This is a genomic window from Elioraea tepidiphila DSM 17972, from assembly GCF_000378465.1.
Lineage (GTDB): Bacteria > Pseudomonadota > Alphaproteobacteria > Acetobacterales > Acetobacteraceae > Elioraea > Elioraea tepidiphila.
Genome location: NZ_KB899915.1, coordinates 124622 through 150970, shown reverse-complemented (window position 1 = coordinate 150970; position 26349 = coordinate 124622). Strand labels below are relative to the sequence as shown.

At 70.8% G+C, this 26349-nt stretch carries 21 protein-coding genes and 1 tRNA gene; 16 read left to right on the top strand and 6 right to left on the bottom strand.

Annotation, left to right across the window (positions count from 1 at the left end):
• Positions 1 to 3: 3 nt before the first annotated feature.
• Positions 4 to 2244: a selenide, water dikinase SelD gene (gene selD / locus F563_RS0106585; RefSeq protein ID WP_026299380.1), complete on the bottom strand. Its 2241-nt coding sequence runs from the start codon at positions 2242 to 2244 to the stop codon at positions 4 to 6.
• 11 nt (positions 2245 to 2255) lie between these two features.
• Complete coding sequence (locus tag F563_RS0106580) at positions 2256 to 4208, bottom strand: acetoacetate--CoA ligase (protein WP_019013861.1); 1953 nt, start codon at positions 4206 to 4208, stop codon at positions 2256 to 2258.
• A gap of 114 nt (positions 4209 to 4322) precedes the next feature.
• Between F563_RS0106580 and F563_RS0106575 the strand changes: the two genes are divergently transcribed.
• The 3 genes from F563_RS0106575 (at position 4323) to F563_RS0106565 (ending at position 7765) form a co-directional block, all read left to right on the top strand.
• A tRNA-Ala gene (locus F563_RS0106575) sits at positions 4323 to 4398 on the top strand.
• A 396-nt stretch (positions 4399 to 4794) separates the two neighbouring features.
• Entirely contained in the window at positions 4795 to 6645 is a 1851-nt protein-coding gene (locus F563_RS0106570; RefSeq protein ID WP_019013860.1) for a ribonucleoside-diphosphate reductase subunit alpha, read from the top strand.
• 82 nt (positions 6646 to 6727) lie between these two features.
• Positions 6728 to 7765: a ribonucleotide-diphosphate reductase subunit beta gene (locus F563_RS0106565; protein ID WP_019013859.1), complete on the top strand. Its 1038-nt coding sequence runs from the start codon at positions 6728 to 6730 to the stop codon at positions 7763 to 7765.
• A gap of 84 nt (positions 7766 to 7849) precedes the next feature.
• On the opposite strand, the gene F563_RS0106560 is transcribed toward F563_RS0106565, so the two are convergent.
• Both F563_RS0106560 and F563_RS0106555 read right to left on the bottom strand, forming a co-directional pair.
• A complete protein-coding gene (locus F563_RS0106560; RefSeq protein WP_019013858.1) occupies positions 7850 to 8641 on the bottom strand; it encodes an SDR family NAD(P)-dependent oxidoreductase in 792 nt (263 codons plus the stop codon).
• Entirely contained in the window at positions 8625 to 9725 is a 1101-nt protein-coding gene (locus F563_RS0106555; RefSeq protein ID WP_019013857.1) for an AbrB family transcriptional regulator, read from the bottom strand. Before F563_RS0106555 ends, F563_RS0106560 begins: the two co-directional genes overlap by 17 nt.
• Before the next feature lie 228 nt (positions 9726 to 9953).
• Here F563_RS0106555 and F563_RS0106550 point away from each other — a divergent pair, with 228 nt between their 5' ends.
• The 6 genes from F563_RS0106550 to F563_RS0106525 all read left to right on the top strand — a co-directional run bounded on the left by F563_RS0106550 (position 9954) and on the right by F563_RS0106525 (position 15223).
• Entirely contained in the window at positions 9954 to 10967 is a 1014-nt protein-coding gene (locus tag F563_RS0106550) for a tripartite tricarboxylate transporter substrate binding protein (RefSeq protein ID WP_019013856.1), read from the top strand.
• Positions 10968 to 11019: 52 nt separating this feature from the next.
• The gene (locus tag F563_RS0106545) at positions 11020 to 11478 is read left to right on the top strand and encodes a hypothetical protein (protein ID WP_019013855.1); all 459 of its coding nucleotides are present in this window, start codon (positions 11020 to 11022) and stop codon (positions 11476 to 11478) included.
• Between the two features lie 7 nt (positions 11479 to 11485).
• A complete protein-coding gene (locus tag F563_RS21820) occupies positions 11486 to 12994 on the top strand; it encodes a tripartite tricarboxylate transporter permease (protein WP_019013854.1) in 1509 nt (502 codons plus the stop codon).
• 148 nt (positions 12995 to 13142) lie between these two features.
• Entirely contained in the window at positions 13143 to 14201 is a 1059-nt protein-coding gene (locus F563_RS0106535; protein WP_019013853.1) for a Ppx/GppA phosphatase family protein, read from the top strand.
• Positions 14198 to 14857, top strand: coding sequence for an RlmE family RNA methyltransferase (locus F563_RS0106530; RefSeq protein ID WP_019013852.1), 660 nt, complete (start codon positions 14198 to 14200; stop codon positions 14855 to 14857). Before F563_RS0106535 ends, F563_RS0106530 begins: the two co-directional genes overlap by 4 nt.
• Before the next feature lie 60 nt (positions 14858 to 14917).
• Positions 14918 to 15223, top strand: a complete 306-nt coding sequence (locus tag F563_RS0106525) for a chorismate mutase (protein WP_019013851.1) — start codon at positions 14918 to 14920, stop codon at positions 15221 to 15223.
• Here the strand turns inward: F563_RS0106525 and F563_RS0106520 are convergent.
• Positions 15204 to 16109 (bottom strand): dihydrodipicolinate synthase family protein, encoded by a 906-nt coding sequence (locus tag F563_RS0106520; RefSeq protein ID WP_019013850.1) that lies wholly within the window; start codon positions 16107 to 16109, stop codon positions 15204 to 15206. The two genes, F563_RS0106525 and F563_RS0106520, sit on opposite strands and share 20 nt — an antisense overlap.
• Before the next feature lie 103 nt (positions 16110 to 16212).
• On the bottom strand, positions 16213 to 16917 hold the full coding sequence (locus F563_RS0106515; RefSeq protein WP_019013849.1) for a Crp/Fnr family transcriptional regulator: 705 nt from the start codon (positions 16915 to 16917) through the stop codon (positions 16213 to 16215).
• A 150-nt stretch (positions 16918 to 17067) separates the two neighbouring features.
• Here F563_RS0106515 and F563_RS0106510 point away from each other — a divergent pair, with 150 nt between their 5' ends.
• From F563_RS0106510 to F563_RS0106480, 7 genes are all read left to right on the top strand, one after another.
• Positions 17068 to 18657, top strand: coding sequence for an ABC transporter substrate-binding protein (locus F563_RS0106510; protein ID WP_026299378.1), 1590 nt, complete (start codon positions 17068 to 17070; stop codon positions 18655 to 18657).
• Positions 18658 to 18806: 149 nt separating this feature from the next.
• Positions 18807 to 19793, top strand: coding sequence for an ABC transporter permease (locus F563_RS0106505; RefSeq protein WP_019013847.1), 987 nt, complete (start codon positions 18807 to 18809; stop codon positions 19791 to 19793).
• 4 nt (positions 19794 to 19797) lie between these two features.
• Positions 19798 to 20727 (top strand): ABC transporter permease, encoded by a 930-nt coding sequence (locus tag F563_RS0106500; protein ID WP_019013846.1) that lies wholly within the window; start codon positions 19798 to 19800, stop codon positions 20725 to 20727.
• A gap of 10 nt (positions 20728 to 20737) precedes the next feature.
• A complete protein-coding gene (locus F563_RS0106495) occupies positions 20738 to 21733 on the top strand; it encodes an ABC transporter ATP-binding protein (RefSeq protein ID WP_019013845.1) in 996 nt (331 codons plus the stop codon).
• Complete coding sequence (locus F563_RS0106490; protein WP_019013844.1) at positions 21723 to 22745, top strand: ABC transporter ATP-binding protein; 1023 nt, start codon at positions 21723 to 21725, stop codon at positions 22743 to 22745. The genes F563_RS0106495 and F563_RS0106490 overlap by 11 nt, the downstream gene beginning before the upstream one ends.
• A 146-nt stretch (positions 22746 to 22891) precedes the next feature.
• On the top strand, positions 22892 to 25414 hold the full coding sequence (locus F563_RS0106485; RefSeq protein WP_019013843.1) for a circularly permuted type 2 ATP-grasp protein: 2523 nt from the start codon (positions 22892 to 22894) through the stop codon (positions 25412 to 25414).
• Positions 25411 to 26292, top strand: coding sequence for a transglutaminase family protein (locus F563_RS0106480; RefSeq protein WP_019013842.1), 882 nt, complete (start codon positions 25411 to 25413; stop codon positions 26290 to 26292). The genes F563_RS0106485 and F563_RS0106480 overlap by 4 nt, the downstream gene beginning before the upstream one ends.
• Positions 26293 to 26349: the final 57 nt, after the last annotated feature.

Here is a 26349-nt window from a genome sequence, read left to right as displayed (position 1 = left end):
GCGTCAGGCCGCGTCGGCCGAGGCGCGCAGGGTGATCGGCGGTGCGCCGTCGGCGCGCGGCCGCACCGTGCCGATGACGGCGGCCTCGGCGTAGCCCGCCGCGCACAGCGCGGTCACGCAGGCGTCCGCGCGTTCGGCGGGCACGCCCGCCAGCAGGCCGCCGGCGGTCTGCGGATCGAACAGCAGCGGAAACATCGGCAGCGCCTCGGCGTCCGCCGGATCGCGGATCGCCTCGCGCAGCCGCAGGTTCTGCGGCAGCAGCGACGAGGCGACACCGCGCGCCGCGAGCTCGCGCGCGCCCGGCAACACGGGGATGCGGTCGAGCACGAGTTCCGCGCCCACGCCGCTCGCGCGCGTCATCTCGACGAGGTGGCCGATCAGGCCGAAGCCGGTGACATCGGTCATGCCGCGCGCGCCATGCGCGGCGAGGATCGCGGCGGCGGGGCCGGACGGGACGCACATCGCGACGAGCGTCGCCTCGAGCCAGCGCGCTCGCGCGAGCCCGCGCATGTGGCCCGCGAGCACCACGCCCGTGCCGATCGCCTTGGTCAGCACGAGCACGTCGCCGGGCACCAGCCCGCCCTTGCGCATCAGCGCGTCGCGCGAAACGCGGCCTTCGACCGCGAAGCCGAGCGCGAGTTCGGCACCCTCGCCCGTGTGCCCGCCGACCAGCGCGCAGCCGGAAGCGCGCAGCATCGCGTTCGCGCCCGCGAGCATCGCCGCGAGATCGGCCTCGACCTTCGCCTCGTCGCCGAACGGCACGGTCGCGATCGCGAGCGCGGTGTGCGGCTTCGCACCCATCGCGTGGATGTCGCCGAGCGCGTGGTTGGCCGCGATCATGCCGAAGCGCCAGGGATCGTCGATCATGGCGCGGAAATGATCGACGGTGTGCACGGCAAGCAGCGGCCCGCCGGTCTCGACCACCGCGGCATCGTCGGGCGCGTCGAGCCCGACGAGAACGTCCGGGTTCGGCGCAGGCGCAAGGCCGCCGAGGACGCGCGCGAGCGTGGTGGCGCCGAGCTTGGCGCCGCAGCCGCCGCAGCGCATGGCGTCGGCGCGCGGCGCGTCCGCCGGCGGCGCGGGCATCGCTGGCAGCGCGATGAAGCGGCGCATGAAGCGCCGGTCGATCCAGTCCTTCCAGCGCCACACCCAGTCGCCCGCGACGGTGAGACCGTTGCGCGTGGCGATCGCATGCTTCGCGCCGGTGGAGACGATGTAGAGCGCGTCGCGCTGCGGGCGGTACGGGCGCAGCCGCTGCCCGGTCAGTGCGGCGCGGATGTTGTCCGCCAGCACCGGCCCGGCGCGCACGGCATAGACGCCCGAGCGCGGAAGCGGGTGCGGGTCGAAGGCGATCGTGTCGCCGGCGGCGAACACATCGTCGCGTCCTGCCGCGCGCAGCGTCGCATCGACGCGGACGAAGCCTTGCGCGTCGAGCGCGAGGCCCGTCCCGGCGAGCCAGCCGGCCGGGGAGGCTTCGGTGGTCCAGAGGATCTCGTCGGCCGGGATGCGGCCGCGCCCGTCGTCGAGCATGACCGCGCCGGGCTCCACCGCGGCGACGCGCGCGCCCTCGTGCAGCGCGATGCCGCGCCGTTCCAGCACGGCAACGAAGCGATCGCGGAAGGCGCGCGGGAAGGCCGGCAGCAGCCCGGTCGCACCGGCGACCAGGGTGCAGCCGAGTGCGGCGTCATCGCCCGTCGCGGCGAGATCGCGGCGCAGTCGGTGTTCGAGTGCGAGCAGCAGCTCGACCCCGCCGGCGCCGCCGCCGACCACCAGCACGCGGCGCGATCGCCCGGCGAGCACGCGCGCGCGCAGCGCCTCGAAGCGGGCGAGGAAGCCGTCGATCGGCTTGACCGGGATCGCGTGCTCGGCCGCGCCGGGCACCGCCCCGGTGTTCGGCCGCGAGCCGATGTCGAGCGAGAGGATGTCGTAGGGCACCGGCGGGCGCTGCCGGCAGAGCACCAGCCGGCGCGCGAGATCGAGCCCGGTCACCTCGTCGCCGTACAGCCGTGCGCCGGCGAAACGGGCGAGCGGGGCGGTATCGATATGCGCGTCGTCGAAGCGGTAATGGCCGGCGATCAGGCCGGGCAGCATGCCGGAATAGGGCGTGTGCAGCTCGCGGCTGATCAGGGTCAGCCGCACGCCGGGCAGCGGGCGCATCGCGAAGCGGCGCAGCACCTGGACATGGGCGTGGCCGGCGCCGACCAGCACGACATCCTTGACGGCGGGGGATCCGTCCGCGCGCACGAACCGCGCCGCTACTGCGCGAGCTCCGGCAGGTTGCGGTAGAGCTCCAGCGCCTCGGGGTTCGCCAGCGCCTCGACGTTCTTCACCGGCCGTCCATGCACGACGTCGCGCACCGCAAGCTCGGTGATCTTGCCCGAGCGCGTGCGCGGGATGTCGGCGATCGCGATGATCTTCGCCGGCACGTGGCGCGGCGAGGCGTTCTCGCGGATGGTGCGGCGGATGCGGTTGCGCAGCTCGTCGTCCAGCACGTGCCCGTCCCTCATGCGCACGAACAGCACCACGCGCACGTCGTTGTCCCAGTCCTGGCCGATCACCAGCGCCTCCTGGATCTCGGGCAGGGTCTCGACCTGGCGGTAGATCTCGGCGGTGCCGATGCGCACCCCGCCCGGGTTCAGCACGGCGTCGGAGCGGCCGGTGATCACCAGCCCCGCCGTGCCGTCCTCGTGCTCGATCAGCTCGCACCAGTCGCCGTGGTGCCACACGCCGGGGAAGCGCTCGAAATAGGCCGCGCGGTAGCGTGCGCCGTCCGGATCGTTCCAGAACATCACCGGCATCGAGGGGAAGGGCTTCAGGCAGACGAGCTCGCCCTTCTGCCCGCGCACGGGAGCGCCGCGCTCGTCGAACACCTCGACCGCGCAGCCCAGCGCCCGCGTCGAGAGCTCGCCGCGCCGCACCGGCGCGACCGGGTTGCCGAGCGCGAAGCAGCCGACGATGTCGGTGCCGCCCGAGATCGAGTAGAGGCCGAGATCGCGTTTCACGTCGCGATAGACGTAGTCGAAGCTCTCGGGCGCGAGCGGGCTGCCGGTGGAGAGCATGGCCCGCAGCGCCGAGAGGTCGTGCGTCTCGCGCGGCTTCAGCCCGGCCTTGGCGATGCCGTCGATGTACTTCGCCGAGGTGCCGAAGATGGTCATGCGCTCCTGCTCGGCGATGTCGAACAGCGCGCCCGGCGAGGGATGGAACGGGTTGCCGTCGAACAGCAGCAGCGTCGCACCCGCCATCAGCCCCGAGACCTGCCAGTTCCACATCATCCAGCCCAGCGTGGTGAAGTAGAACAGCCGGTCATCGGGCTTGAGGTCGGTGTGCAGCAGGTGCTCGCAGGCATGTTTCAGCAGCACCCCGCCGGCGCCATGCACGATGCATTTCGGCCTGCCGGTCGTTCCGGAGGAGTACAGGATGTAGAGCGGATGGTCGAAGGGCAGGCGCCGGTAGTCGAGCGGCGCGCCTGCGACGCAGAAATCGTCCCAGCGCAGGGCCCGGGGGATCTCCAGCGCCTCGGCGTCGTCGATGAAGGGCACGATCACCAGGCGCTTCACGCTCGGCAGCCCGGCCATCACCTCGCGGATGCGCGCCGCGTTGCGGAAGGTCTTGCCGCCGTAGCGGTAGCCGTCGGCGGCGACCAGCACGGTCGGTTCGATCTGGCCGAAGCGGTCGAGCACGCCGGCGGGGCCGAAATCGGGGCTGCACGAGGACCAGGTGCCGCCGGCGGCATTGGTGCCGAGCATCGCCGCGATGCCGTGGGGGATGTTCGGCAAGTAGGCGGCGACGCGCTCGCCGGTGAACAGGCCGAGCCGGGCGAGGCCGGCGGCGAAGCCCGCGGCCTGGGCGCGGAGTTCGTCGCGCGACCAGGCGATGCGGGTTCCGTCCTCGCCGCGGAAGATGATGGCCGGCGTATCGCCGGCATGGCGCAGGATGGTCTCGGCATAGCAGAGCCGCGAGTCGGGGAAGAACCGCGCCCCCGGCATGGCGGTGGGGTTCTCGAGCGCGGTGGGGCCGCGTTCGCCGATGAGGTGGGCGAAGTCCCAGAGCGCGGTCCAGAACCCGGGGATGTCCTCGACCGACCAGCGCCAGAGGGCGGGGTAGTCGGGCAGCGGGGTGTTGCGGGTGGTGGCGAGCCAGAGGCGGAAGGCCGACAGGTTGGTTGCGGCGATGCGTTCGGCGTCGGGTTGCCACAGGATTTCGCTCATCCGTCTCCTCCCCTCGGGAGCGGTGATAGTCGCGGGCTGCGGGGCGGGTCGGCAAGCGCGTGGTCGGGCTTGCGGGGCGGGGGGCGTGTGGGTATGGTCCGCGCCCTGCCGGCTGGGGCCATAGCTCAGTTGGGAGAGCGCGTGAATGGCATTCACGAGGTCAGGGGTTCGACTCCCCTTGGCTCCACCAGCGCCCGGCACTCAGCGGATTCGAATGTTTGGCGGTCACGGCGCCCCGACGCGAACGCGGTCGTGATCGCGCGCGGCGCCCTGTGGCCGGGCACCGCGCGGCGGAAGCGACCTGTGGATCGATCGGCCTGTGGATGGCGGGGACGACACTGCCGTTGCCGCGGATTGCGGGGATCGTGGGGATGAATGCCGCGCCGGGTTGACGCTCGGGGCCGCGCTCGTGAACATAACAAGAACTTCGGTTGGGCGAGCCGGTATGCGTCTCCGCGCATGTTGTGGACAAGTCACGTACATCTACCGCATCTCGTGTGTCAGTAGAGTCCATCCCCCAACATCTTGATCCTCGCCCGGTAGTTGTGCGTCAATCCGGACCCCGTCGCCGTGGGAGGGACCGTTCGTGCTCGATGTCGTGCCGCTCGATACCGTGCAGCTTCCGGGCCGCCATGCCGTGCGGGTCGACCGCACGCGCGATTCGCTGCTGACCGATTTCGGCCGTGCGACGCTGGACGACCGCTATCTGATGCCGGGCGAGTCGTATCAGGACCTGTTCGCGCGCGTGGCCTCCGCCTTCGCCGACGATGCCGCGCACGCGCAGCGGCTCTATGACTACATGTCGAAGCTCTGGTTCATGCCGGCGACCCCTGTGCTGTCGAACGGCGGCACCACGCGCGGCCTGCCGATCTCGTGCTTCCTGAACGAGGCCTCCGATTCGCTCGACGGCATTGTCGGGCTCTGGAACGAGAATGTGTGGCTCGCCGCCAAGGGCGGCGGCATCGGCTCGTACTGGGGCAATCTGCGCTCGATCGGCGAGAAGGTCGGCGCGGTCGGCAAGACCTCGGGCGTGATCCCGTTCATCCGCGTGATGGACAGCCTGACGCTCGCGATCAGCCAGGGCTCGCTGCGGCGCGGCTCGGCGGCCGTCTATCTGCCGGTGAGCCATCCGGAGATCGAGGAGTTCATCGAGATAAGGCGGCCGACGGGCGGCGATCCGAACCGCAAGGCGCTCAACCTGCATCACGGCATCCTGGTACCGGATGCGTTCATGCGCGCGGTGGAGGCGGACGAGCCATGGGCGCTCACCAGCCCGAAGGACGGGTCGGTGGTGCGGCGGGTGTCGGCGCGCGCGCTCTGGATTCGCATCCTGACGGCGCGGATCGAGACCGGCGAGCCCTATCTCGTGTTCTCCGATCACGTGAACAACGCGCGCCCCGAGCACCAGAAGCTCGCCGGGCTGGAGGTGAAGACCTCGAACCTGTGCAGCGAGATCACGTTGCCGACGGGGATCGACCATCACGGCCGGCAGCGCACGGCGGTGTGCTGCCTGTCGTCGCTGAACCTCGACACCTGGGATGCGTGGCACGGCGATCCGCTGTTCATCGAGGACGTGATGCGCTTCCTCGACAATGTGCTGCAGAGCTTCATCGACACCGCCCCCGACACGATGGAACGGGCGCGCTACTCGGCGATGCGCGAGCGCTCGGTGGGCCTCGGCGTGATGGGGTTCCACTCGTTCCTGCAGGCCAAGCGCGTGCCGTTCGAGAGCGTGATCGCCAAGGTGTGGAATCTGCGCATCTTCCGCCACATCAAGGCGCAGTGCGATGCGGCCTCGCGCGTCCTGGCGGAGGAGCGCGGACCCTGCCCGGATGCCGCCGATTACGGGATCATGGAGCGCTTCTCGAACAAGATCGCGATCGCGCCCACGGCGTCGATCAGCATCATCGCCGGCAATGCCTCGCCCGGCATCGAGCCGATCGCGGCCAATGTGTTCGTGCAGAAGACGCTGTCGGGGTCGTTCGCGGTGCGCAACCGCGCGCTCGCGTCGCTGCTCGCCGAGAAGGGGCGCGACGACGACGAGACCTGGACCTCGATCACGGTCAGCAAGGGCTCGGTGCAGCATCTCGACTTCCTCGACGAGCACGAGAAGGCGGTGTTCCGCACGGCCTATGAGCTCGACCAGCGCTGGGTGATCGAGCATGCAGCCGATCGCACGCCCTTCATCTGCCAGAGCCAGTCGGTGAACGTGTTCCTGCCCGCGAACGTGCACAAGCGGGACCTGCATCAGATCCACTTCCAGGCATGGAAGCGCGGGATGAAGAGCCTCTACTACTGCCGGTCGCTGTCGATCCAGCGCGCCGACACGGTGAGCGAGAAGGCGGTGCGGGTGGAGGCGGCGAACGACGCAGCGCCGTTGCCGGTGGCGGCGGCCGCGCAGGCGCGGAACTACGAGGAGTGTCTCGCCTGCCAGTGAAGGCCGGCGCTGAGGTCATGGGATAGGGGGTCCGGGGGAAAGGGCCTTCCGGCCCTTTCCCCCGCATTGAGGAACGATTGCAATGTCAGAGAACAACGGCGCGGCGCGCCACCTCGACCTTCTCACCGAGAACCCGGTCTACAAGCCGTTCCGCTACCCTTGGGCCTATGACGCCTGGCTCACCCAGCAGCGCATCCACTGGCTGCCGGAGGAGGTGCCGCTCGCCGACGATGTGAAGGACTGGCACAAGGCGCTGACCAAGGCCGAGCGCAACCTGCTCACCCAGATATTCCGCTTCTTCACCCAGGCGGATGTCGAGGTGAACAACTGCTACATGAAACATTACGCCCAGGTGTTCAAGCCGACCGAGGTGCTGATGATGCTGTCGGCGTTCTCGAACATCGAGACGATCCACATCGCCGCCTATTCCCACCTGCTCGACACGATCGGCATGCCCGAGATCGAGTACCAGGCCTTCCTCAAGTACAAGGAGATGAAGGACAAGTACGACTACATGCAGACCTTCCGGGTGGACTCGAAGGCCGAGATCGCCAAGACGCTCGCCGCCTTCGGTGCGTTCACGGAAGGGTTGCAGCTCTTCGCCTCCTTCGCGATCCTGATGAACTTCCCGCGCTTCAACAAGATGAAGGGGATGGGCCAGATCGTGTCATGGTCGGTGCGCGACGAGACGCTGCACTGCCTCAGCGTGATCCGCCTGTTCCGCACCTTCGTGACTGAGAATCCGGAGATCTGGACGGACGGGCTCAAGGCCGAGATCGTCGAGATCTGCCGCACCATCGTGCACCACGAGGATGCCTTCATCGACCTCGCCTTCGAACTCGGCGGCGTGGAGGGACTCGATGCGCCGTCGGTGAAGCGCTACATCCGCTTCATCGCCGACCGCCGGCTGGTGCAGCTCGGGCTCGAGCCGATCTATGCCGAGACGAAGAACCCGCTGCCCTGGCTCGACGAGATGCTGAACGCGATCGAGCACACGAACTTCTTCGAGAACCGCGCGACCGAGTATAGCCGTGCGGCGACCCAGGGCACGTGGGAGGAGGCGTTCGCCGACCACGTGTTCGACACGCCCCAGCCCACGGGCGCGATCGTGACGCATTGATACCGTCCGCACCGAAGTCCGACTCCTGTGCGGACGGCGCCGCGCGCAGGGCCGGTGTGGCGCCTGTGCGCGAAACCATGGGCGCTACAGCAGCCCGCGCGCGATCCCGCCGTCCACGTTCACGGTCTGGCCGGTGACATAGCCCGCGCGCGGGCTCGCGAGCCACACCGCCATGGCCGCGACCTCGTCCGGATCACCGAACCGGCCGAGCGGAATCTCGTGCGCGAACTCCGCGATGACCGTCTCGCGCGTCACACCGCGCTCCGCGGCGAGAAGGTCCGCGCGTTCGGTCCAGAGCCTTGTCAGCGTGCGCCCCGGGGCGACGCTGTTGACGCGGATCCCCTCGGCCGCGAGCTCGCCCGCGAGCGTCTTCACGAGCGCGAGCAGCCCGGCCTTGTGCACGTTCGAGACCACCTGGTTGGGATAGGGCATGCGTGCCGAGGCCGCGCCGAGAATGACGATCGCGGGCGCGCGCCCTGCGCGCAGCAGGGGCAGGGCGGCGCGCACCACGCGCACGGCCGAGAGCACGTTGAAGCCGTAGTTCCCGAGCCAGTCCTCATCGGTCAGCGCCTCGAAGGAAGCGCGGATCGAGCCGCCGACGCAGTCGATCACCGCATCGAGCCCGCCGAGCGTCTCGCGCGCGGCCGCGACCAGGCGCTCGGCCTCGCCGGGCTTCGTGATGTCCGCCACGGCGGTCGCGGGGCGTCGCCCCGTTGCCTCGCCGATCCGATCCGCCGCCGCCTCGATGCCCGCCTGCCCGCGCGCCGCGATCAGGACGCTCGCCCCTTCCTCGGCGAGCAGGCGGGCGGTCGCCGCGCCGATGCCGGCGGAGGCGCCCACCACCAGCACGCGGCGGCCGTCATATCGGAGATCCATGCACCCTCCTCGCGATCCATCCGTAGATGCGGAACATCACCATCACCGTCGAGGCGATCAGGGCGATGCGCACGATCTGGAACGCCGTCACCACGGTCGCGTCCAGCCGCATGATCTTCGCGGTCAGCACCATCTCGGTGATGCCGGCCGGGGCGAGCGAGAGGAACGCGACCGCGAAGGGCAGCCCCGTGGCGGCCGCGAGCAGCGCGCCGCCAGCGGCCGAAGCGACGATCAGCAGCGCCGCGATCACCACCGCCGCCATCACCACGCGCGGCAGCCGTGCCAGGCTCTCGCGCCGGAACCGCGTGCCGAGCGCGATGCCGATCGCGAGCTGGGCGAGCACCAGCGCGATCCAGGGCACCGCGGCCTTGAACGGATCGATCGCGGCGAAGGCGGCGGTGCCGAGCATCGGCCCGACCAGCCAGGGGTTGGGGAAACCGAGGGGCTTCAGCGCATAGGCGCACAGCACGGCGAGGCCCAGCACCGGGACCAGCGCGAGCGGATGCGCGCCCGCGGGCGGCAAATCCTCGATCGTCCCGCCGGTACCGAAGGCAACCACCAGGACCGGCACCACCAGCACGATCCCAGCGACGCGGATCGCATGCACGGTCGCGACCGCGTCCGGGTCGCCGCCGTAGCGCCGCGCCACCAGAGCCATGTCGGCCATGCCGGCGGCGGCGGTGGCGAAGAAGGCGGTGCGCGGATCGACCCGCCCCAGCGGGCGCAACAGGAAGGCGGCCGCCGTCGTGGTGGCGAGCACGCCGATCGTCGCCACCGCGATCGCCGGTGTCAGTTCGGCGACACTGACCAGCACGGCCGGCGTCATGCGGAGCCCGATCGCGACCCCGACCACGGCCTGGCCGAGCTCGCGGCCCATCGGGATCTGCTGGAGCCGCCAGCCGGCGAGGCTCGCCGCCGCGGTCACCACCATCGGCCCGATCATCCAGGCGAGCGGCACGCGGAGCTGCCAGGCGACGGTCCCGCCGATCACGCCGAGCACCAGGGCGAGCGCGATCGGGGCAAGGCGCCCGGCCGAGGCGGCCGTGGCGAGCGCGGGGCGCGGGGGCGGCGAGGCGTCGCTCATGCCGGGGCGGGGGGCGAGGGGACGGACATGACGCGGGGAGGGTTCTTCTCCGTTCACAAAGTGTCAACCGTTGACAGGCCAGGGAGGGCGGGCCGTCCGGGCGCGGCGCGTCTGTCCTGTCCATGATCGCCAACCGTTGACGGTTGACACTTTGACCCCTTAGAGAAACGGCGCAAGCATGTCGGCAATGCCGCGCAGCGCCGCGCGGCTCTCGGGAGGAGTTCCAGGATGACGTCGGGAAAGCCCACGATCTCGCGCCGCACCGCGCTCGGCCTCGCCGCCGGCGCCGCGCTCGCCGCGCCGCTGCCGCTGCGCGCCCAGACCTACCCCGACCGGCCGGTGACCATCCTCGTCCCCTTCGCCACCGGCGGCTACAACGACCGCTACGCCCGCGCGATGGCGCCGTTCCTCTCCCGGCATCTCGGCCAGCCCGTCACGGTGGTGAACCGGCCCGGCGGCGGCACGATGCTCGGCAACATGTTCTATCTCCAGCAGCCGGATGACGGCTACATGGTGATGGTGCACTCGGCCGCGCCGTTCATTCCGCAGACCATCCTGCTGCAGAACGCGCAGTACAAGGCCGAGGATTTCTGGATGATCAACCTGCCGTCGCGCGACGCCACCCTGGCCGCGACGGCCTCGAGCAAGCCGATCAACACGATCGACGAGGTGGTGGCGGCGCTGAAGGCGAATCCGCGCAGCCTGACGCTGGGCGTGCAGCCGGCCTCGGCCGATTTCGTCAACCTCGCGCTGTTCCTCGCCGGCCACGGCATCGACCGCAACCGCGCGCGCATCATCACCTATGCCGATGGCGGCGGCCCGGCCCGCACCGCGACCGTGGGCGGCCATGTCGATGTCGGCTTCGTCGGCGGCGAGGGCTTCCTGCCGCTGCGTGAGCGCATCAAGCCCTTGATGGTGTTCTCCGACCAGAGGGATCCGGAGTTCTTCCCCGAGGCGCCGCTGTGGGCCGACCACGCGAAGGCGGCCAACATCATGCCCGAGTTCGTCGAGGGCTCGCAGCGCGGCTTCGTGGTGCTGCGCCGCTTCGTCGAGCGCGTGCCCGACCGCTACAAGATCCTCGAAAGCGCGATCGAGCGCGCCACCAAGGACCCCGAATGCGTCGCGGCGCTGAAGGGCCAGCAGCTCGCCACCACCTGGTACGGGCCGGAGGCGTCGAACCGCGCCTATCTCAACGCCTTCAACACGATGCAGAAATACGTCGACCTGCTGAAGCAGGCCTGACGCGCGGGCGGGACCGCACGGTCCCGCCCCTACCGCCTGGGGGAACGGTCGGATGGAGCCATCGGCTGAGCGGCGGATCGCCTGGGGCCATCTCGCCCTGGTCACCGCGCTGGCGGCCGCCGCGGTCGCCTATCTGATCGACGCGCGCGGGGTGTCGCTGCACCCGCACAACCTGCTGTTCCTCCAGCCGACCGCCGTCCTGGTGGTTGTGCTCTGGGCGATCATCGCGCTCGCCTGCCTGCGCGGCGACCGCTCCGGCGAGGCACCCGCCCAGACCTGGCCCGAGCGGCTGAAGGTGCTGGCGCTGGTCGGCACCTTCGGGCTGTTCATCCTCGGGCTCGAGCGCATCGGCTACGACATCGCCGCCTGGGCGTTCGTGACCGTCGCGCTCGCGATCGGCGGCGAGCGGAGGCCCCTGATGCTGGCGCTGTTCCCGCCGGTCTTCGTCGCCGCCGTGATCGTCGCCTTCAAGGCGATGATCCCCTACCCGCTCGTCACCGCGATCCTGTGAGCGCGCCATGATCGACCTTCCGGCGGCGGGCTCGGCGGTCGCGCTGCTCGCCGGCTCGCTCGATGCCTGGATCTGGGTCATCCCGGGCCTGCTGATCGGCCTCGTCTTCGGCGCCTTGCCCGGCGTGTCGGTGTCGATGGCGATGGCGCTGGTGCTGCCGGCGACCCTCTACATGGACTTCCTGCCGGCGATCATCTTCCTGACCTCGGTCTACACAGGGGCCGGGTTCGGCGGTTCGGTGCCGGCCGTGCTGATGGGCATCCCGGGCACCTCCTCGGCGGTCGCGACCACCTTCGACGGCTACCCGATGGCGCGCGCGGGCCGGCACAACGAGGCGCTCGGCGCGGCGCTGTTCGCCTCCTGCCTCGGCGTGCTCGCCTCCTATGCGGTGCTGTTCGTGCTGGTGCAGCCGCTCGCCGAGCTCGTGCTGATGATCGGCCCCTACGAGATGTTCGCGATCGCGGTCTGGGGCATGGTGCTGCTCGGCTCGCTCGGCGGCACATCGATCAGCCGTGGCCTGTTCGCCTCGGCGATCGGCGTGCTGATCGGCACGGTGGGCATGAACACCGCCGGCTACATGCGCGGCACGATGGGGATCCCCTGGCTGCTGGACGGCGTGCCGACCATCCCGGCCATGGTGGGGCTGCTCGCGGCGAGCCAGCTCTTCGGCCTCGTCAATGCCACCTTCCTGGTCGAGTCCGAGCAGGACCGGAAGATCAGCCTCGGCCGCATCCTGGCAGGCTGCGCGCTGGTGTTCCGCTACCCGGGCGTGCTGCTGCGCGGCTCGATCATCGGCGCGATGGTGGGCGCGATCCCGGGCGTCGGTTCCTCGATCGCCAACCTGCTCTCCTACGCCGAGACGCGGCGCACGGCGAAGGACGGGGCGAGTTTCGGCACCGGCAACCCGAAGGGCGTGATCGCCTCCGAGAGCGCCAATTCCAGCTCCGAGGGCGGGGCCATGGCGACCATGCTGGCGCTCGGCATCCCCGGCGGCGGCGCGACCGCGATCCTGCTCGCCGCCTTCGCCATGCACAACGTGGTCGGCGGCCCGCGCTTCATCGACCAGAACCGCGACATCGTCTACGCGATCATCCTGTCGAACTTCGCCCAGGCCGTGCTGCTGGTGTTCGTGGGCACGGCGTTCGTGTTCGCGGCCTCGACCATCGTGCGCCTGCCCTTGCGCATCCTGATCCCCTGCGTGCTGGTGGTCGCGACCATGGGCGCCTTCGCGATCGAGGGCTCCGCGGCCGGACCGATCACGCTCTACGTGTTCGCCGTGCTCGGCTGGCTGCTCTCGCGCTTCGGCTATCCGGTCGCCGCCGTCGTGGTGGGACTCCTGCTCGGGCGGTTGATCGAGACCGAATTGCTGCGCGCCTACCAGATGGCGGGCGGCGACTGGCGCGAGATCCTCAACCACCCCGGCGCGCTCGTGATCTTCGCGCTCATGGTCCTCTCGCTCGGCTTCTCGATGTGGAAGGACCGGCGCCGGCGCCTGGGCGACGCGGCCTCGGCCTGACGCCATAGCGCCGTGCGCGCTCCCTGTGCGATCGGCCCGTGCGCGCTCACCTGCCACTCGATCACGCACGGGCCTGTTGCAATTCTCTTGCCCGCGCGCGCCTGCCGCACGATCATACATGTTGGACCGCAGGACCCCCGCCGCCCTGATGCCCGGCTTCTCCCATATGCGGACCGACTCCGGCCCGCCGCTCTACGCCGCGCTTGATCTCGGCACCAACAACTGCCGCCTGCTGGTCGCCACGCCCCTGACGCGGGGCTTCCGGGTGATCGACAGCTTCTCGCGCATGGTGCGGCTCGGCGAGGGGCTGGCCACCACCGGGCGGCTCTGCGAGGCGGCGATGGAGCGGGCGCTCGACGCGATCGCGCTCTGCGCCGAGCGGCTGGCGCGCCGGCCGGCGCACCGGCTGCGCGCGGTCGCGACCGAGGCCTGCCGCAAGGCGTCCAACGGCGAGGGGTTCCTCGCCCGGGTGCGCGAGACCACCGGCATCGACTTCGAGGTCATCGGCCCCCGCGAGGAGGCCGAGCTTGCCGTCGAGTCCTGCGCCTCGCTGCTGGCCGGGCCCGAGCACCGCGCGCTGCTGTTCGACATCGGCGGCGGCTCGACCGAGCTCGCCTGGCTGCGCGCGCGCCGGCCCGGCGAGGCGCCCTCGGAGGTGATCGGCTACGCCTCCGTCCCGCTCGGCGTCGTCACCCTGGCCGAGCGCTGGGGCGAGCGCGCCTTCACCGTTGAGGGCTTCGGCGCGATGGTCGAGGACGCCGTCGCCGCCTTCCGCCCCTTCGACGAGATCCACCGCATCGGCGACGAGATCGGCCGTGGCGGCGTGCGCCTGATCGGCACCTCGGGCACGGTGACGACGCTCGCCGGGGTGGCGCTCGGCCTGCCGCGCTACTCGCGCGCGCTCATCGACGGGCACACGCTGTCGGGCGCGGAGGCGGACGGTGCGCTGGCCGCGCTCTGCGCCATGGGGCGGCCGGGGCTGCTCGAGCATCCGTGCGTCGGCCCGGGGCGGGTGGAGTTCGTGCTGCCCGGCTGCGCGGTGTTCGCGGCGATGCGCCGGCTGTGGCCGGCCGCGCGGGTGACGGTCGCCGATCGCGGCCTGCGCGAGGGGATGCTGATCCGGCTGATGCGCGCGGACCGACGCCGGCACAGCGGGCGGCCCTACCGGCCACGCGCGCTCCCGGCCGCCCGCCCGCCGGCGGCATGAGCCGCGGCGGCGGCGGGCGCGGCCTCACCGTCAGGGTTCGCGGGGCGCGGCGCAAGGACCCATCCTCGGTCCGCTGGCTGTCGCGCCAGTTGAACGATCCCTATGTGCGCAAGGCCCAGGCGGCGGGCTACCGCTCGCGCGCGGCGTTCAAGCTGATCGAGCTCGATGATCGGTTCCGGCTGCTGCGCATGGGCGCGCGCGTGCTGGATCTCGGCGCCGCACCGGGCGGATGGACCCAGGTGGCGGTCGAGCGCGCCGGTCCCGGGGTGGTGGCGGTCGATATCCTGCCGATGGAGCCGGTGCCCGGGGCGACGGTGCTGCGCGGCGACCTGACCGACCCGGCGGTGGCCGACGCGGCGGTCGCCGCTTTAGGTGGCAAGGCCGACATCGTGCTGTCCGACATGGCGCCGAACACGACGGGTCACGCGGCGACCGACCACTTGCGCATCATGGCCTTGGCCGAGATCGCGATGGACGTGGCGCTCCAGGTGCTGGCGCCCGGCGGGGCGTTCGTCTGCAAGGTGTTCCAGGGCGGCTCCGAGCGCGACATGCTGGCCGCGCTCAAGCAACGCTTCGCGAGCGTGCGGCATGCGAAGCCGCCGGCCAGTCGCAAGGAGAGCGCCGAGACCTATGTGGTGGCGCAGGGCTTCAGGTAGCCTTGGGGGGTCCGGGGGGCCTTGCGGCCCCCCGGTCATCCTTTTCTTGCAGGTGCCGGGATGAGCAGCGAACCAGGTGAAGGCGACGCAATCCTTGCCGAGGTCAGAGCCCGCATCGACGCGCTCGACGACGACCTTGTCGATCTCCTGGCGCAGCGCTTCGCGGCGGTGGCGGAGGCGGCGCGCCTCAAACGCCCGCACGGCATCCCGCCGCTGACGCCGCGTCGTTTCGCCGCCGTGCTGGCGCGCGTCACCGCGCGCGCCGGGCAGCGCGGCCTCGACCCCGAGGCGGCGCAGCGCATCTGGGAGACGATCCACGACGAGGCGCTGCGCCTGGAGGCGCGCGTCATGGCGGCGGCGGACTGACCGCCAGCGCCTGGGCCGCGAGGGCGAGCGCCTTCGCCACCGCCGCCCGCCCCTCCGCCGAGAGCGGCGCCTGCGGCGGCAGCGGGTCGCCGACCGCGAAGCCCTGGAGCTGCAAGGCGCCCTTGATGCAGGCCGCGAGCGAGTGCGCCGCGAACAGCTCGTTCACGCGCCAGAGCGCGCGTTGCAGGCGCATCGCCGCGTCCCATTGCCCCGCCCGACAGAGCTCGTAGAGCCGGACGCTCTCGCGCGGGATCGCGCAGGCCGGGCCGGCCATCCAGCCCTTGCCGCCGATCATCATCACCGCGGCCGGAATGTGCGCCGAGGCGGCGAACACGCCCATCCGCCCTTCCGTGCGGTTCAGGATCGACAGCAGCCGGCCGGTGTTGGTCGAGGCGTCCTTGATCAGGCCGATGCGCGGATGGCGCGACAGCGTCTCGATCGCGGCGAGCGAGAGGTCGGAGCGCTGGAAGGTGGGGTTGGTGTAGAGCACCACCGGCAGCTCGGTCGCGTCCGCGATGGCGGTGAAATAGGCGACCACGCCGGCTTCGGGGATCGGGAAATAGGCCTCGAGGATGGCGAGGATGCCGTTCACGCCGATCGCCGCGAAATCGCGCGCCTGGCGCACGGCCTCGGCGGTCGTGGTGGCGGCGACGCCCGCGACCACCGGCACGCGGCCAGCGGTTTGCGCGACGACGATCTCGACGATGCGCCGGCGCTGCGCCCAGTCGAGATAGGCGAACTCGCCGGTCGAGCCGAGCGGGGTCAGGCCATGCACCCCGGCGTCGATCAGGTGATCGACCAGGCGGCGGAGTTCGGTCTCGATCACCGTGCCGTCGGCGGCGATGGGGGAGACGAGGTAGGGGAAGACGCCGGCGAAGCTGCTCATCGACGGACTATAGCGAACACGCCGGGGGACCACGCTGGTCCCCCGGACCCCCTGCGCCTGGGGCCCCCTCCCGTTGGTCGGGGGCCGTGCGGCCGCCGGGGACTCACTCGGTCTCCCGTGCCAGCGTATGCATGGCCGCCGCGTTGCGGATGGTCACCCGGCCGGGGATCAGCGACACCGTCCCCTCCGCCTCCCACGCCTTGAGCAGCCGGTTCACGCTCTCGCGGCTGGCACCCACCACCTCGGCCAGCTCCTTCTGCGTGATCGCGACGGAGGCCAGCCGCTGCGCCGCCGCCAGACGCAGCAGCGCGCGCGCGAGCCGCACCTCCAGCGGCTGGAACATCAGCTCCTCGACCTGCGTCGAGGTGCGCCGCAGCCGATCGCACAGCACCTCGATCACCGCCAGCGCGAGCTTCGGATGCGCCTCCAGCAACGGCAGCACCTCGCGCCGATCCAGCGTCATGATCCGCCCGTCGGTCAGCGCGACCGCATCGGCCGAGCGCGGCCGCCCGTCCAGCAGCGCCATCTCGCCGACCACCTCGCCGGCGCGGATGGTGTTCAGCACGATGTCCTTGCCGTCGTCCGACGGCAGCACGACCCGGACCTTGCCTTGCAGGACGGCCAGCAGCCCGGCCCCCGGGTCGCCGCGGCGGAACAGCGTCTCGCCCCGCCGCATCGGCCGCACATGCGCATAGCCCGCCAGCCGGGCGATGTCCTCGGCCGGCAATCGGCCGAACAGCGGGTTCTTCGCCAGCACCTCGATCCGGGCATCCGCCCCGGGAGACTGCCCCTGCTCCTCGCGCGCCACGACCTCTCCTCTCGACCCGGCGCGCCTTGCATAGCAAGAGCGGGCGCCGCAGGCACCCCGCCAAGCGACGGCTTCTGCCGGACGCGGCGTTCCGCTAGGTTTGGCCGATCCGGGCGGACGCAACCGCCCCCGCATCTGGGAGACCGACCGATGAGAGTGCATCTCCTGGCCGCCGCGGCTGCGGCCGCGTTGCTGGGCTCGATCGCGCATGCCGATGCGCGCACGGTGCGCTGGGCTGCCTCGGGCGACCCGAACACGATGGACCCGCATTCGCAGAACCTCGGCACCGTGACGATGGTGCTGCAGCAGATCTATGACGCGCTGATCATGCGCGACCGCAACCTTGGCCTGCAGCCGGGGCTCGCGACCTCCTGGCGCCAGGTCGAGCCGACGCGCTGGCGCTTCGAGCTGCGCCGCGGGGTCAGGTTCCACAACGGCAACGACTTCAACGCCGATGACGTGGTGTTCTCGATCCAGCGCGCGCTCGCGCCGACCAGCAACTACGGCATCTTCGTCGATACCGTCGCCGAGGTGGTGAAGGTCGATGACCACACAGTCGAGATCGTCACCAAGATTCCCGATCCGATCCTGCCGAACAAGTTCGCCTCCGTGTACATCATGGACAAGGAGTGGTCGGAGGCGAACAACGTCCGCCAGCCGCAGAACACGCGTGCGCGCGAGGAGACGCATACCGTGCGCAACACCAACGGCACCGGCGCCTATCGGCTGTCGATCCGCGAGCCCGATGTGCGCACGGTCCTGGTCCGCAATGACGACTGGTGGGGCTGGAAGGAGCCCGGCAACGACGGCAACGTCACCGAGATCATCTATCGCCCGATCACCTCGGATGCGACGCGCATCGCCGCGCTGCTGTCGGGAGAGGTCGATTTCGTGCTCGACCCGCCGTTGCAGGACCTCGAACGGCTCCGTCGCGCCCCCGGCGTCACCGTGCTGGAGGGGCCGGAGGTGCGCACCATCTTCTTCGCGATGGACGTGAAGCGCGACGAGCTTCTCTACAGCAACGTGAAGGGGAAGAACCCGTTCAAGGACCTGCGGGTGCGCCAGGCGCTCTATCACGCGATCGACATCGAGGCGATCCGCTCGCGCGTGATGCGCGGCAACGCGATCGTCACCGGCACGCTGTTCCCGCCGCAGGTGAACGGCTACTCGAAGGAGCAGGATGTGCGCCTGCCCTTCAACGCCGATCGCGCGCGCGCCCTGCTCGCCGAGGCAGGGTATCCGCAGGGCTTCGAGGTCACGCTCGACTGCCCGAACAACCGCTACATCAACGACGAGGCCATCTGTCAGGCGGTCGCGGCGATGTGGACGCGGGTCGGTGTCACGACACGACTGAACGCCATGCCGCTCGCCAACTTCTTCCCCAAGATCCAGCGCGAGGACACCTCGATCTACCTGCTGGGCTGGGGCGTGCCGACGCTCGATGCGCTCTACTCGATCCAGTCTCTGCTCGCGTCGAAGGACGGCGAGCCGGGGAACGGCATCTGGAACTACGGCAACTACTCCAACCCGCGCATGGACGAGCTGACCCGGATCATCAAGAACGAGGGGGATCCGGAGAAGCGCACCGCCGCGATCCATGAGGCGATGCGCATCTACCGCGAGGACGTGCCGCATATCCCGCTGCACCACCAGATGATCCCGTGGGCGATGCGCTCGACCGTGTCGATCCCGCACATGGCGAACAACCAGCCCTATTGGCGCTGGGCGAAGGTGAACTGAGCGGCGGCGCGGTGTCGCCGCTTCCCTTGCCGCGCCCCCTCTCCCACCCGCGCGGGAGAGGGGACGCCGCGTGGCCCCCCGGTTCCCCCTCCCGCCGCGCGGGAGAGGGTCAGGGTGAGGGTCCTTCCAGGACGGTACAGTAACGACCCATGTTCGCCTTCATCGTCTCGCGCCTGCTCCAGGCCATTCCCGTGATGCTGACGGTCAGCCTGATCAGTTTCGCCATGTTCGCCTATGTCGGCGATCCGGTGACGATCATGCTCGGCCAGGACTACACAGAGGCGCAGCGCGAGGCGCTGGTGCGCGAACTCGGCCTGGATCAACCCTTCTTCATCCAGTTCATCGAGTTCCTGCACAATGCGGTCCAGTTCGAGTTCGGCCTCTCCTACCGGCTCGCCCGCCCCGTCTCCGACCTGATCCTGGAGCGCATGCCGGCGACGCTGGAGCTCTCCTTCACGGCCGCCTTCCTCGCGCTCGCGATCGGCGTGCCGATGGGGGTGTATACCGGCCTCTACCGCGACTCCTGGCTCAGCCGCTTCTTCCTGACGATCTCGCTGATCGGCGTCTCGCTGCCGACCTTCCTGATCGGCATCCTGCTCATCCTCGTCTTCGCCGTGATCCTGGGCGTGCTGCCCTCCTTCGGCCGCGGCGAGACGGTGGCGATCGGCTGGTGGACGACGGGGTTCCTGACCGTCTCCGGCCTGCGCGCGCTGATCCTTCCCTCGATCACGCTCGGCCTGTTCCAGATGACGCTGATCATGCGCCTCGTGCGCAGCGAGATGCTGGAGGTGCTGCGCACCGACTACATCAAGTTCGCCCGCGCGCGCGGACTCTCGAACCGCGCCGTGCATTTCGGCCACGCGCTCAAGAACACGCTCGTGCCCGTGATCACCATCACCGGCTTGCAGCTCGGCGCCATCATCGCCTTCGCGATCGTCACCGAGACGGTGTTCCAGTGGCCGGGCATGGGGCTGCTGTTCATCCAGGCGGTGGCGAACGCCGACATCCCGATCATGGCCGCCTATCTGCTGCTGATCGCGCTGCTGTTCGTCATCATCAACCTGATCGTCGACCTGCTCTACTACGCGGTGGATCCGCGGCTGCGCGGCGGGCTCCGCGCGGCCGGAGGGCGCTGAGACGATGGCCGCCTTCGCCCCGGCCCGTGGCCTCTCGCGCGTGTTCGACTCCGATCTCTGGTGGTCCTTCACGCGCTCGCCGGTCGTCGTCGTCTCGGCGGTGGTCGCGCTGACGATGATCCTGTCCGCGCTCCTCGCGCCCTGGATCGCGCCGCACGATCCGTTCAACCTCGCCACGCTCGATCTGCTGGACGCCTTCACCCCGCCCGTCTGGCTCGAGGAGGGGAACTGGCGCTTCCTGCTCGGCACCGACGATCAGGGCCGCGACGTGCTCTCCACCATCATGCATGGCGCGCGCATCAGCCTGTTCGTCGGCTTCGCCTCCGTGCTGTTCTCAATGACCCTTGGCATCTCGCTCGGCCTGATCGCCGGCTATCTCGGCGGCACGACGGACGCGGTGCTCATGCGCATCGCCGACATCCAGCTCACCTTCCCCTCGATCCTGGTCGCGCTGCTGATCGACGGCCTGGTGCGGGCCATGCTGCCGCGCGAGCTGCACGACCAGATCGCGCTCTGGGTGGTGATCTTCGCGATCGGCATTTCCAACTGGGTGCAGTTCGCGCGCACCGTGCGCGGCTCGACGCTGGTCGAGAAGAACAAGGAATACGTGATGGCCGCGCGCGTGATCGGCCTCTCGCCGGTGCGCATCATGGTCAGCCACGTGCTGCCGAACGTGATGGGGCCGGTGCTGGTGATCGCGACCCTCAATCTGGGCTTCGCGATCCTGGCCGAGGCGACGCTGTCGTTCCTCGGCGTCGGCGTGCCGCCGACCCAGCCTTCGCTCGGCACGCTCATCCGGATCGGCAACGACTTCCTGTTCTCGGGCGAGTGGTGGATCACCCTGTTCCCCGGCATCACGCTCGCGGTGATGGTGCTGTCGGTCAACCTGCTGGGCGACTGGCTGCGCGACGCCCTGAACCCGAAACTGCGCTGAGGCCCGCGCGATGCCCCTGCTCGAGGTCAAGAACCTTCGTGTCGAGTTCCCGACGCGCCGCGGCACGCTGGTTGCCGTGGACGACGTGTCGTTCCACATCGACGAGGGCGAGGTGCTCGGCGTGGTCGGCGAGTCCGGCGCGGGCAAGTCGATCACCGGCGTCTCGATCATCCGCCTTATCGAGCCGCCGGGCCGCATCGCGGGCGGGCAGGTGATCCTGAACGGGCGGCGCATCGACAACATCCCGCTCGAGGAGATGCGCCATGTCCGGGGCAAGGAGATCGGCGCGATCTTCCAGGACCCGCTGACCACGCTCAACCCGCTCTACACGATCGGCCATCAGCTCGTGGAGACGATGCAGACCCATCTCGGCATCGGCGACAAGGAGGCGCGCGCGCGCGCGATCCGCTGGCTGGAGGATGTCGGCATTCCCGGCGCGGCGCAGCGGATCGACGCCTATCCGCACCAGTTCTCGGGCGGGATGCGCCAGCGCGTGGTGATCGCGCTCGCGCTCTGCGCCGAGCCGCGGCTGGTGATCGCGGACGAGCCGACCACCGCGCTCGACGTCTCGATCCAGGCGCAGGTGATCGCGCTGCTGAAGCGCCTCTGCCGCGAGCACGGCACGGCGATCATGCTGGTGACGCACGACATGGGCGTGATCGCCGAGACGGCCGACCGCGTCGCGGTGATGTATGCCGGCCGCATCGCCGAGATCGGCCCGGTGCGCGAGGTGGTGAAGCACGCGCGCCATCCCTACACCGACGGATTGATGGGCTCGATCCCCTCGCTCTCGCACAAGGTCGAGCGACTGACGCAGATCGAGGGCTCGATGCCGCGGCTGACCGACATTCCGCGCGGCTGCGCGTTCAACCCGCGCTGCCCGAAGGTGTTCGACCGCTGCCGCACCGAGCGGCCCGACCTGATGAAGACCGACGGACCGAACCTGGCTGCCTGCTGGCTGCACGCCGCGCCCGGCCGCGATGAGGCGCTCGGCCATGCCGCCTGACGCGACCGCGACCGTGAGGACGAAGGCGCTGGTCGAGGTCGAGGATCTCGCGCGCGACTTCGATGTCTCCAAGCCCTGGCTGTTCCGCGTCTTGCAGGGCGACCGCAAGCGCATCCTGAAGGCGGTCGCGGGCGTGTCGTTCGACATCCCCAAGGGCACGACGCTGTCGCTGGTGGGCGAGTCCGGCTGCGGCAAGACGACGGTCGCGCGGCTGGTCGTCGGGCTCTATCCGCCGAGCCGCGGGCGCATCCGCTTCGACGGCCTGGACATGGCGAGCCTCACCTCGCGCGCCGTCGCGGCACCGGTGCGCAGGCGCATCCAGATGATCTTCCAGGACCCGTACGCCTCGCTCAATCCGCGCTGGCGCGTGCGCGACATCATCGCCGAGCCGATCCGCGCCTTCGGCCTGATCCGTGATCGCGCCGCGATCGAGGCGCGCGTGGGAGAATTGCTGAGCCAGGTGAAGCTGAGCCCCAAGGACGGCGAGAAGTATCCGCACGAGTTCTCTGGCGGTCAGCGCCAGCGCATCTCGATCGCGCGCGCGCTCTCCTCCACGCCCGAGTTCCTGGTCTGCGACGAGCCGACCAGCGCGCTCGACGTCTCGGTGCAGGCGCAGATCCTGAACCTGATGAAGGATCTCCAGCGCGAGCTCGGGCTGACCTATCTGTTCATCAGCCACAATCTCGCGGTGGTGCGGCACATGTCGGACCGCATCGGCGTGATGTACCTGGGCCGCATCGTCGAGCTCGCGCCGGGCGAGACGCTGTTCGCGCGGCCACGGCATCCGTACACGCGGATGCTGCTCGATGCGATTCCGGATCTGGAGATGACCGGACGCGCACGCACGCCGGTGGGCGGCGAGGTGCCGAGCCCGATCGACCCGCCGCCCGGCTGCGCGTTCCATCCGCGCTGTCCGCTCGCCAACGCGCGCTGCAAGGCGGAAGTGCCAAGCTTGCGCACGGTCGCAGATGTGCAGGTCGCGTGTCACGCGGTGGAGGAAGGAAGAACCTGAGCGTGGGGGGCCATTGGCCCCCCACACCCCCCGTCAGGGCGTCGCTCCCGTTGGTCGCGACGCGGCCCCCGACCAACGGGAGGGGGCCCCTCCAGGGGGGGGCCGGGGGGCCTTGCGGCCCCCCGGCTTTGTTACTCTGATCCTCCATGCTCTCCGACTCCGCCGCCGCGCCGCTCCTCCTGCCCAACCCGCCCTTCTGGGACGAGATGGTGGACGGCCGCGGCGCGCTGAGGACGCACTGGCGCAACGTCGCCGCGATGCTCGCGAGCCTGCCGCCGGGTGGCCTCGCCGACCGCGCGCTCCGCCTCGACCGCGCCTTCGAAGAAGAAGGCATCACCACGCTCCTGCCCGCCGACCCGGGCGGCATGGCGGTCGAACGGCCCTGGCGCTGCGACCCCGTGCCGATGGTCCTGCCGGCACAGGAGTTCGCCGCCCTCGAATCGGGGCTTGCCCAACGCGCCCGTCTCCTCTCCGCGCTGCTCGCCGACCTCTACGGGCCGCAACGCCTGCTCGCCGAGGGCGTGCTGCCGCCGGCGCTGGTGTATCCCAACCCTGCGTTCCTCCGCCCCTGCCGCGCGCCCGCGCCGCCGTCGGCGAGCCTGCATCTCGCCGCTGCCGACCTGATCCGCGGCCCCGACGGCACCTGGCGCGTGCTCGCCGACCGCACCGGCGCGCCGAACGGCATCGGCTTCGCGCGCGAGAACCGCCGCATGGTCGCGCGCACCATGCCGGAAGGATTTCGCATCTCGCAGGTGCGCGAACTGCGCCCGTTCTTCGAACTCTGGACCGACGCGCTGCAACGCCTCGCCCCGCCGGGCGCGGACAATCCGCGCATCGGCCTGCTCACCGCGGGCACGGCGCACGAGACCTGGTTCGAGCACCTGTTCCTCGCGCGCGAACTCGGCTGCGTTCTGGTCGAGGGCGCCGACCTCACCGCCCGCGACGGGCAGGTGTTCCTCAAGACGCTCAAGGGGCTGCAACGCGTCGATGTGCTGCTGCGGCGGGTCGAAGGACGGCTGGTCGATCCGCTGGAACTGGCGCCCGACAGCACGCTCGGCGTTGCCGGCCTGCTGGATGCGATGCGCGCGGGCGGCGTGCGCGTGGTCAACGACCCCGGCAGCCACCTCGCCGAGGCGCCTGCGCTTGCCGCCTTCCTGCCCGCCCTCGCCGAGCGCCTGCTCGGCGAGCGGCTGCTGCTGGAGAGCGTGCCGACGCTGTGGCTCGGCGAGCCGGAGTCGCTGCGCACCGTGCAGGCCGATCCGGCGCGCTGGCTGATCCGTCCGGCGCTGGACGGCGCCATGCCCGCCACAGCCATGGCCGAACTGCCGGAGCCAGCGCTCGCATCGCTGCTCGATCGCGTGCGCGCCGCGCCGTGGTCGTATGCCGCGACGCGCGCGATCCAACCCTCGGCCGCTCCGTCCCTCGGCGAGGGCGGACTCGCGCCGAAACCGATCGTGCTGCGCCTGTTCGTGCTCGCCGACGGAGCGGGCGCGTGGCGCGTGATGCCGGGCGGACTTGCCCGCGTGATCGAGGAGGCGGACCGCCTGGCGGGGCGGCTGCCGCGGCGCGGTGTCGCCAAGGACGTCTGGGTGCTGGCCGGTGAGGAGGGCGAGATCGGCGGCGTGCCGCTCGTCCCGCTCGGGCCGCTCGCGATCCGCCGCACCGCCGCCGAACTGCCGAGCCGGGCGGCCGACGATCTCTACTGGCTCGGCCGGCAGGTGGAGCGGCTCGAGAACGCCGCACGGCTCCTGCGCGCGATGCTGACGCGGCTCACGCGCGGCTGGTTGCTGCCGCACGACATCGTCGAGCTGCGCACGCTCGCGCGCTGCCTCGCCGAGGCGGGCGTGATCAGCGAGGAGGCGGCCGCGCTGCCGCCGGATGGTCAGGCGATGCCGCGCGCGTTGATGGAGTCATGCCGGCCGCAGCGGCCTGTCATGCAGATGTTCGATCAGGTGTTCCGGCTCGCCCGCGCCGTGCGCGACCGGCTGACCGGCGACATGTGGGCGACGATCGCGCATCTCTCGGCCGAGGCGCGCGAGGCGGCGGCGGCCGGTGCGCGCAGCTTCGACGCGCTCGCGCCGGCGACCGCGGCGATCATCCGCTTCTCGGCCGGCCTTTCCGGCATCGCGGCGGAGAACATGGTGCGCGGCGGCGGCTGGATCTTCCTCGATCTCGGCCGGCGCATCGAGCGCGCCGCGCACACCGCGCGCGACCTCGCCCACGCGCTCGACCAGCCGCCCCAGCGCATCGAGGCCGGGCTTCGGCTCGCGCTCGAACTCTGCGACAGCGTCATCACCTATCGCAGCCGCTATCTGACGGTGCTGCAGCCCGGGCCCGTGCTCGACCTCGTGCTCGCGGACGCGTCGAACCCGCGCGCGCTCGCCTATCAGCTCCGCAATGTCGAGGCGCGGCTCGCCGAGGTCGGTGGTGCTCCGGAAGGCGATCTGGCAATGGCGGCCGGGCGGCTCCGCGCCGAGGTCGAGGCGATGGTAGAGCGCGTCGCCTCGTCGGAGGAGCCGGCACTGGAGGCGTCGCGACTGCCGCGCAGCCTGCGGGAGCTCGCCGTTGCGGTGGCCGCCCTGTCCGATGCGATCGCGCGGCGCTATTTCAGCCACGTTCCGGCATCGCAATCGCTGGGCTTCGGCGACGAGGAGCCGATCGAGGGATGAGGTATCGCGTCACGCATGTCACGACCTATCTCTACGGTGAGGCCGTCGATCTGGCGGCGCATCTGCTGCACCTGACGCCGCGCCCCCTGCCAGGCCAGCACGTGATCGCGAGCGCGCTGGCCGTCGAACCGTCGCCGGCGCGCACGGCGCACGCGCTGGACCATTTCGGCAATCACACGACATGGCTGTTCCTGGCCGAGCCGCATGCCTCGTTCAGGGTAAGCCTGACCGCCGAGGTGGACGCCGCGTTCCCGCCACCGCCTGCCGGCGTGACGCCGGCCTGGGAGGCGGTGCGCGATGCCGCCGCGAGGGGCGGACGGGATGCCTGGCAGGCGGCGGAGTTCGCCTTCGGCACGGCCATGGCGCCGGCCGAACCGGCCGTCGGCGCCTATGTCGCACAGTCCTTCCCGCCCGGCAGGCCGATCCTGGAGGCGCTGCTGGAGCTGAACGCGCGGATCCGCGCCGACTTCACCTTCCGCCCGGGGGTCACGACACTCTCGACGCCCGTGACGCAGGTGCTGGCGAGCCGCACCGGCGTGTGCCAGGACTTCGCGCATCTGATGATCGCCGGGCTGCGCTGGCTCGGCCTGCCCTCCCGCTATGTCTCGGGCTATATCCGCACGCGGCCCCGTCCGGGCGAGTCGCGGCGGCGCGGGGCGGACCAGTCGCATGCCTGGGTGGGGTGCTGGCTCGGCCCGCAGCACGGCTGGATCGATCTCGATCCGACCAACGACCTCGTGGTGCGCGACGAGCACGTGGTGCTCGGCTGGGGGCGCGATTACGCCGATGTTTCGCCCGTGCGCGGCGTGATCCTGGGCGGCGGGCGTCACGGGCTCACGGTCAGCGTCGATCTCGACCCGGTGGAGGGTGACGCGTAGCGCAGATCCCGATCAGGTGGACATACCGGATCGGGTGAAGATGCGCGCCAAGACGAT

Coding starts and splice junctions, on each gene's coding strand:
- F563_RS0106525 (WP_019013851.1), top strand. CDS start 14,918: ATGAGCAGCGAACCAGGTGAAGGCGACGCAATCCTTGCCGAGGTCAGA.
- F563_RS0106560 (WP_019013858.1), bottom strand. CDS start 8,641: ATGGATCTCCGATATGACGGCCGCCGCGTGCTGGTGGTGGGCGCCTCC.
- F563_RS0106480 (WP_019013842.1), top strand. CDS start 25,411: ATGAGGTATCGCGTCACGCATGTCACGACCTATCTCTACGGTGAGGCC.
- F563_RS0106580 (WP_019013861.1), bottom strand. CDS start 4,208: ATGAGCGAAATCCTGTGGCAACCCGACGCCGAACGCATCGCCGCAACC.
- F563_RS0106500 (WP_019013846.1), top strand. CDS start 19,798: ATGGCCGCCTTCGCCCCGGCCCGTGGCCTCTCGCGCGTGTTCGACTCC.
- F563_RS0106550 (WP_019013856.1), top strand. CDS start 9,954: ATGACGTCGGGAAAGCCCACGATCTCGCGCCGCACCGCGCTCGGCCTC.
- F563_RS0106485 (WP_019013843.1), top strand. CDS start 22,892: ATGCTCTCCGACTCCGCCGCCGCGCCGCTCCTCCTGCCCAACCCGCCC.
- F563_RS0106505 (WP_019013847.1), top strand. CDS start 18,807: ATGTTCGCCTTCATCGTCTCGCGCCTGCTCCAGGCCATTCCCGTGATG.
- F563_RS0106545 (WP_019013855.1), top strand. CDS start 11,020: ATGGAGCCATCGGCTGAGCGGCGGATCGCCTGGGGCCATCTCGCCCTG.
- F563_RS0106555 (WP_019013857.1), bottom strand. CDS start 9,725: ATGAGCGACGCCTCGCCGCCCCCGCGCCCCGCGCTCGCCACGGCCGCC.
- F563_RS21820 (WP_019013854.1), top strand. CDS start 11,486: ATGATCGACCTTCCGGCGGCGGGCTCGGCGGTCGCGCTGCTCGCCGGC.
- F563_RS0106535 (WP_019013853.1), top strand. CDS start 13,143: ATGCCCGGCTTCTCCCATATGCGGACCGACTCCGGCCCGCCGCTCTAC.
- F563_RS0106565 (WP_019013859.1), top strand. CDS start 6,728: ATGTCAGAGAACAACGGCGCGGCGCGCCACCTCGACCTTCTCACCGAG.
- F563_RS0106530 (WP_019013852.1), top strand. CDS start 14,198: ATGAGCCGCGGCGGCGGCGGGCGCGGCCTCACCGTCAGGGTTCGCGGG.
- F563_RS0106495 (WP_019013845.1), top strand. CDS start 20,738: ATGCCCCTGCTCGAGGTCAAGAACCTTCGTGTCGAGTTCCCGACGCGC.
- F563_RS0106490 (WP_019013844.1), top strand. CDS start 21,723: ATGCCGCCTGACGCGACCGCGACCGTGAGGACGAAGGCGCTGGTCGAG.
- F563_RS0106510 (WP_026299378.1), top strand. CDS start 17,068: ATGAGAGTGCATCTCCTGGCCGCCGCGGCTGCGGCCGCGTTGCTGGGC.
- F563_RS0106520 (WP_019013850.1), bottom strand. CDS start 16,109: ATGAGCAGCTTCGCCGGCGTCTTCCCCTACCTCGTCTCCCCCATCGCC.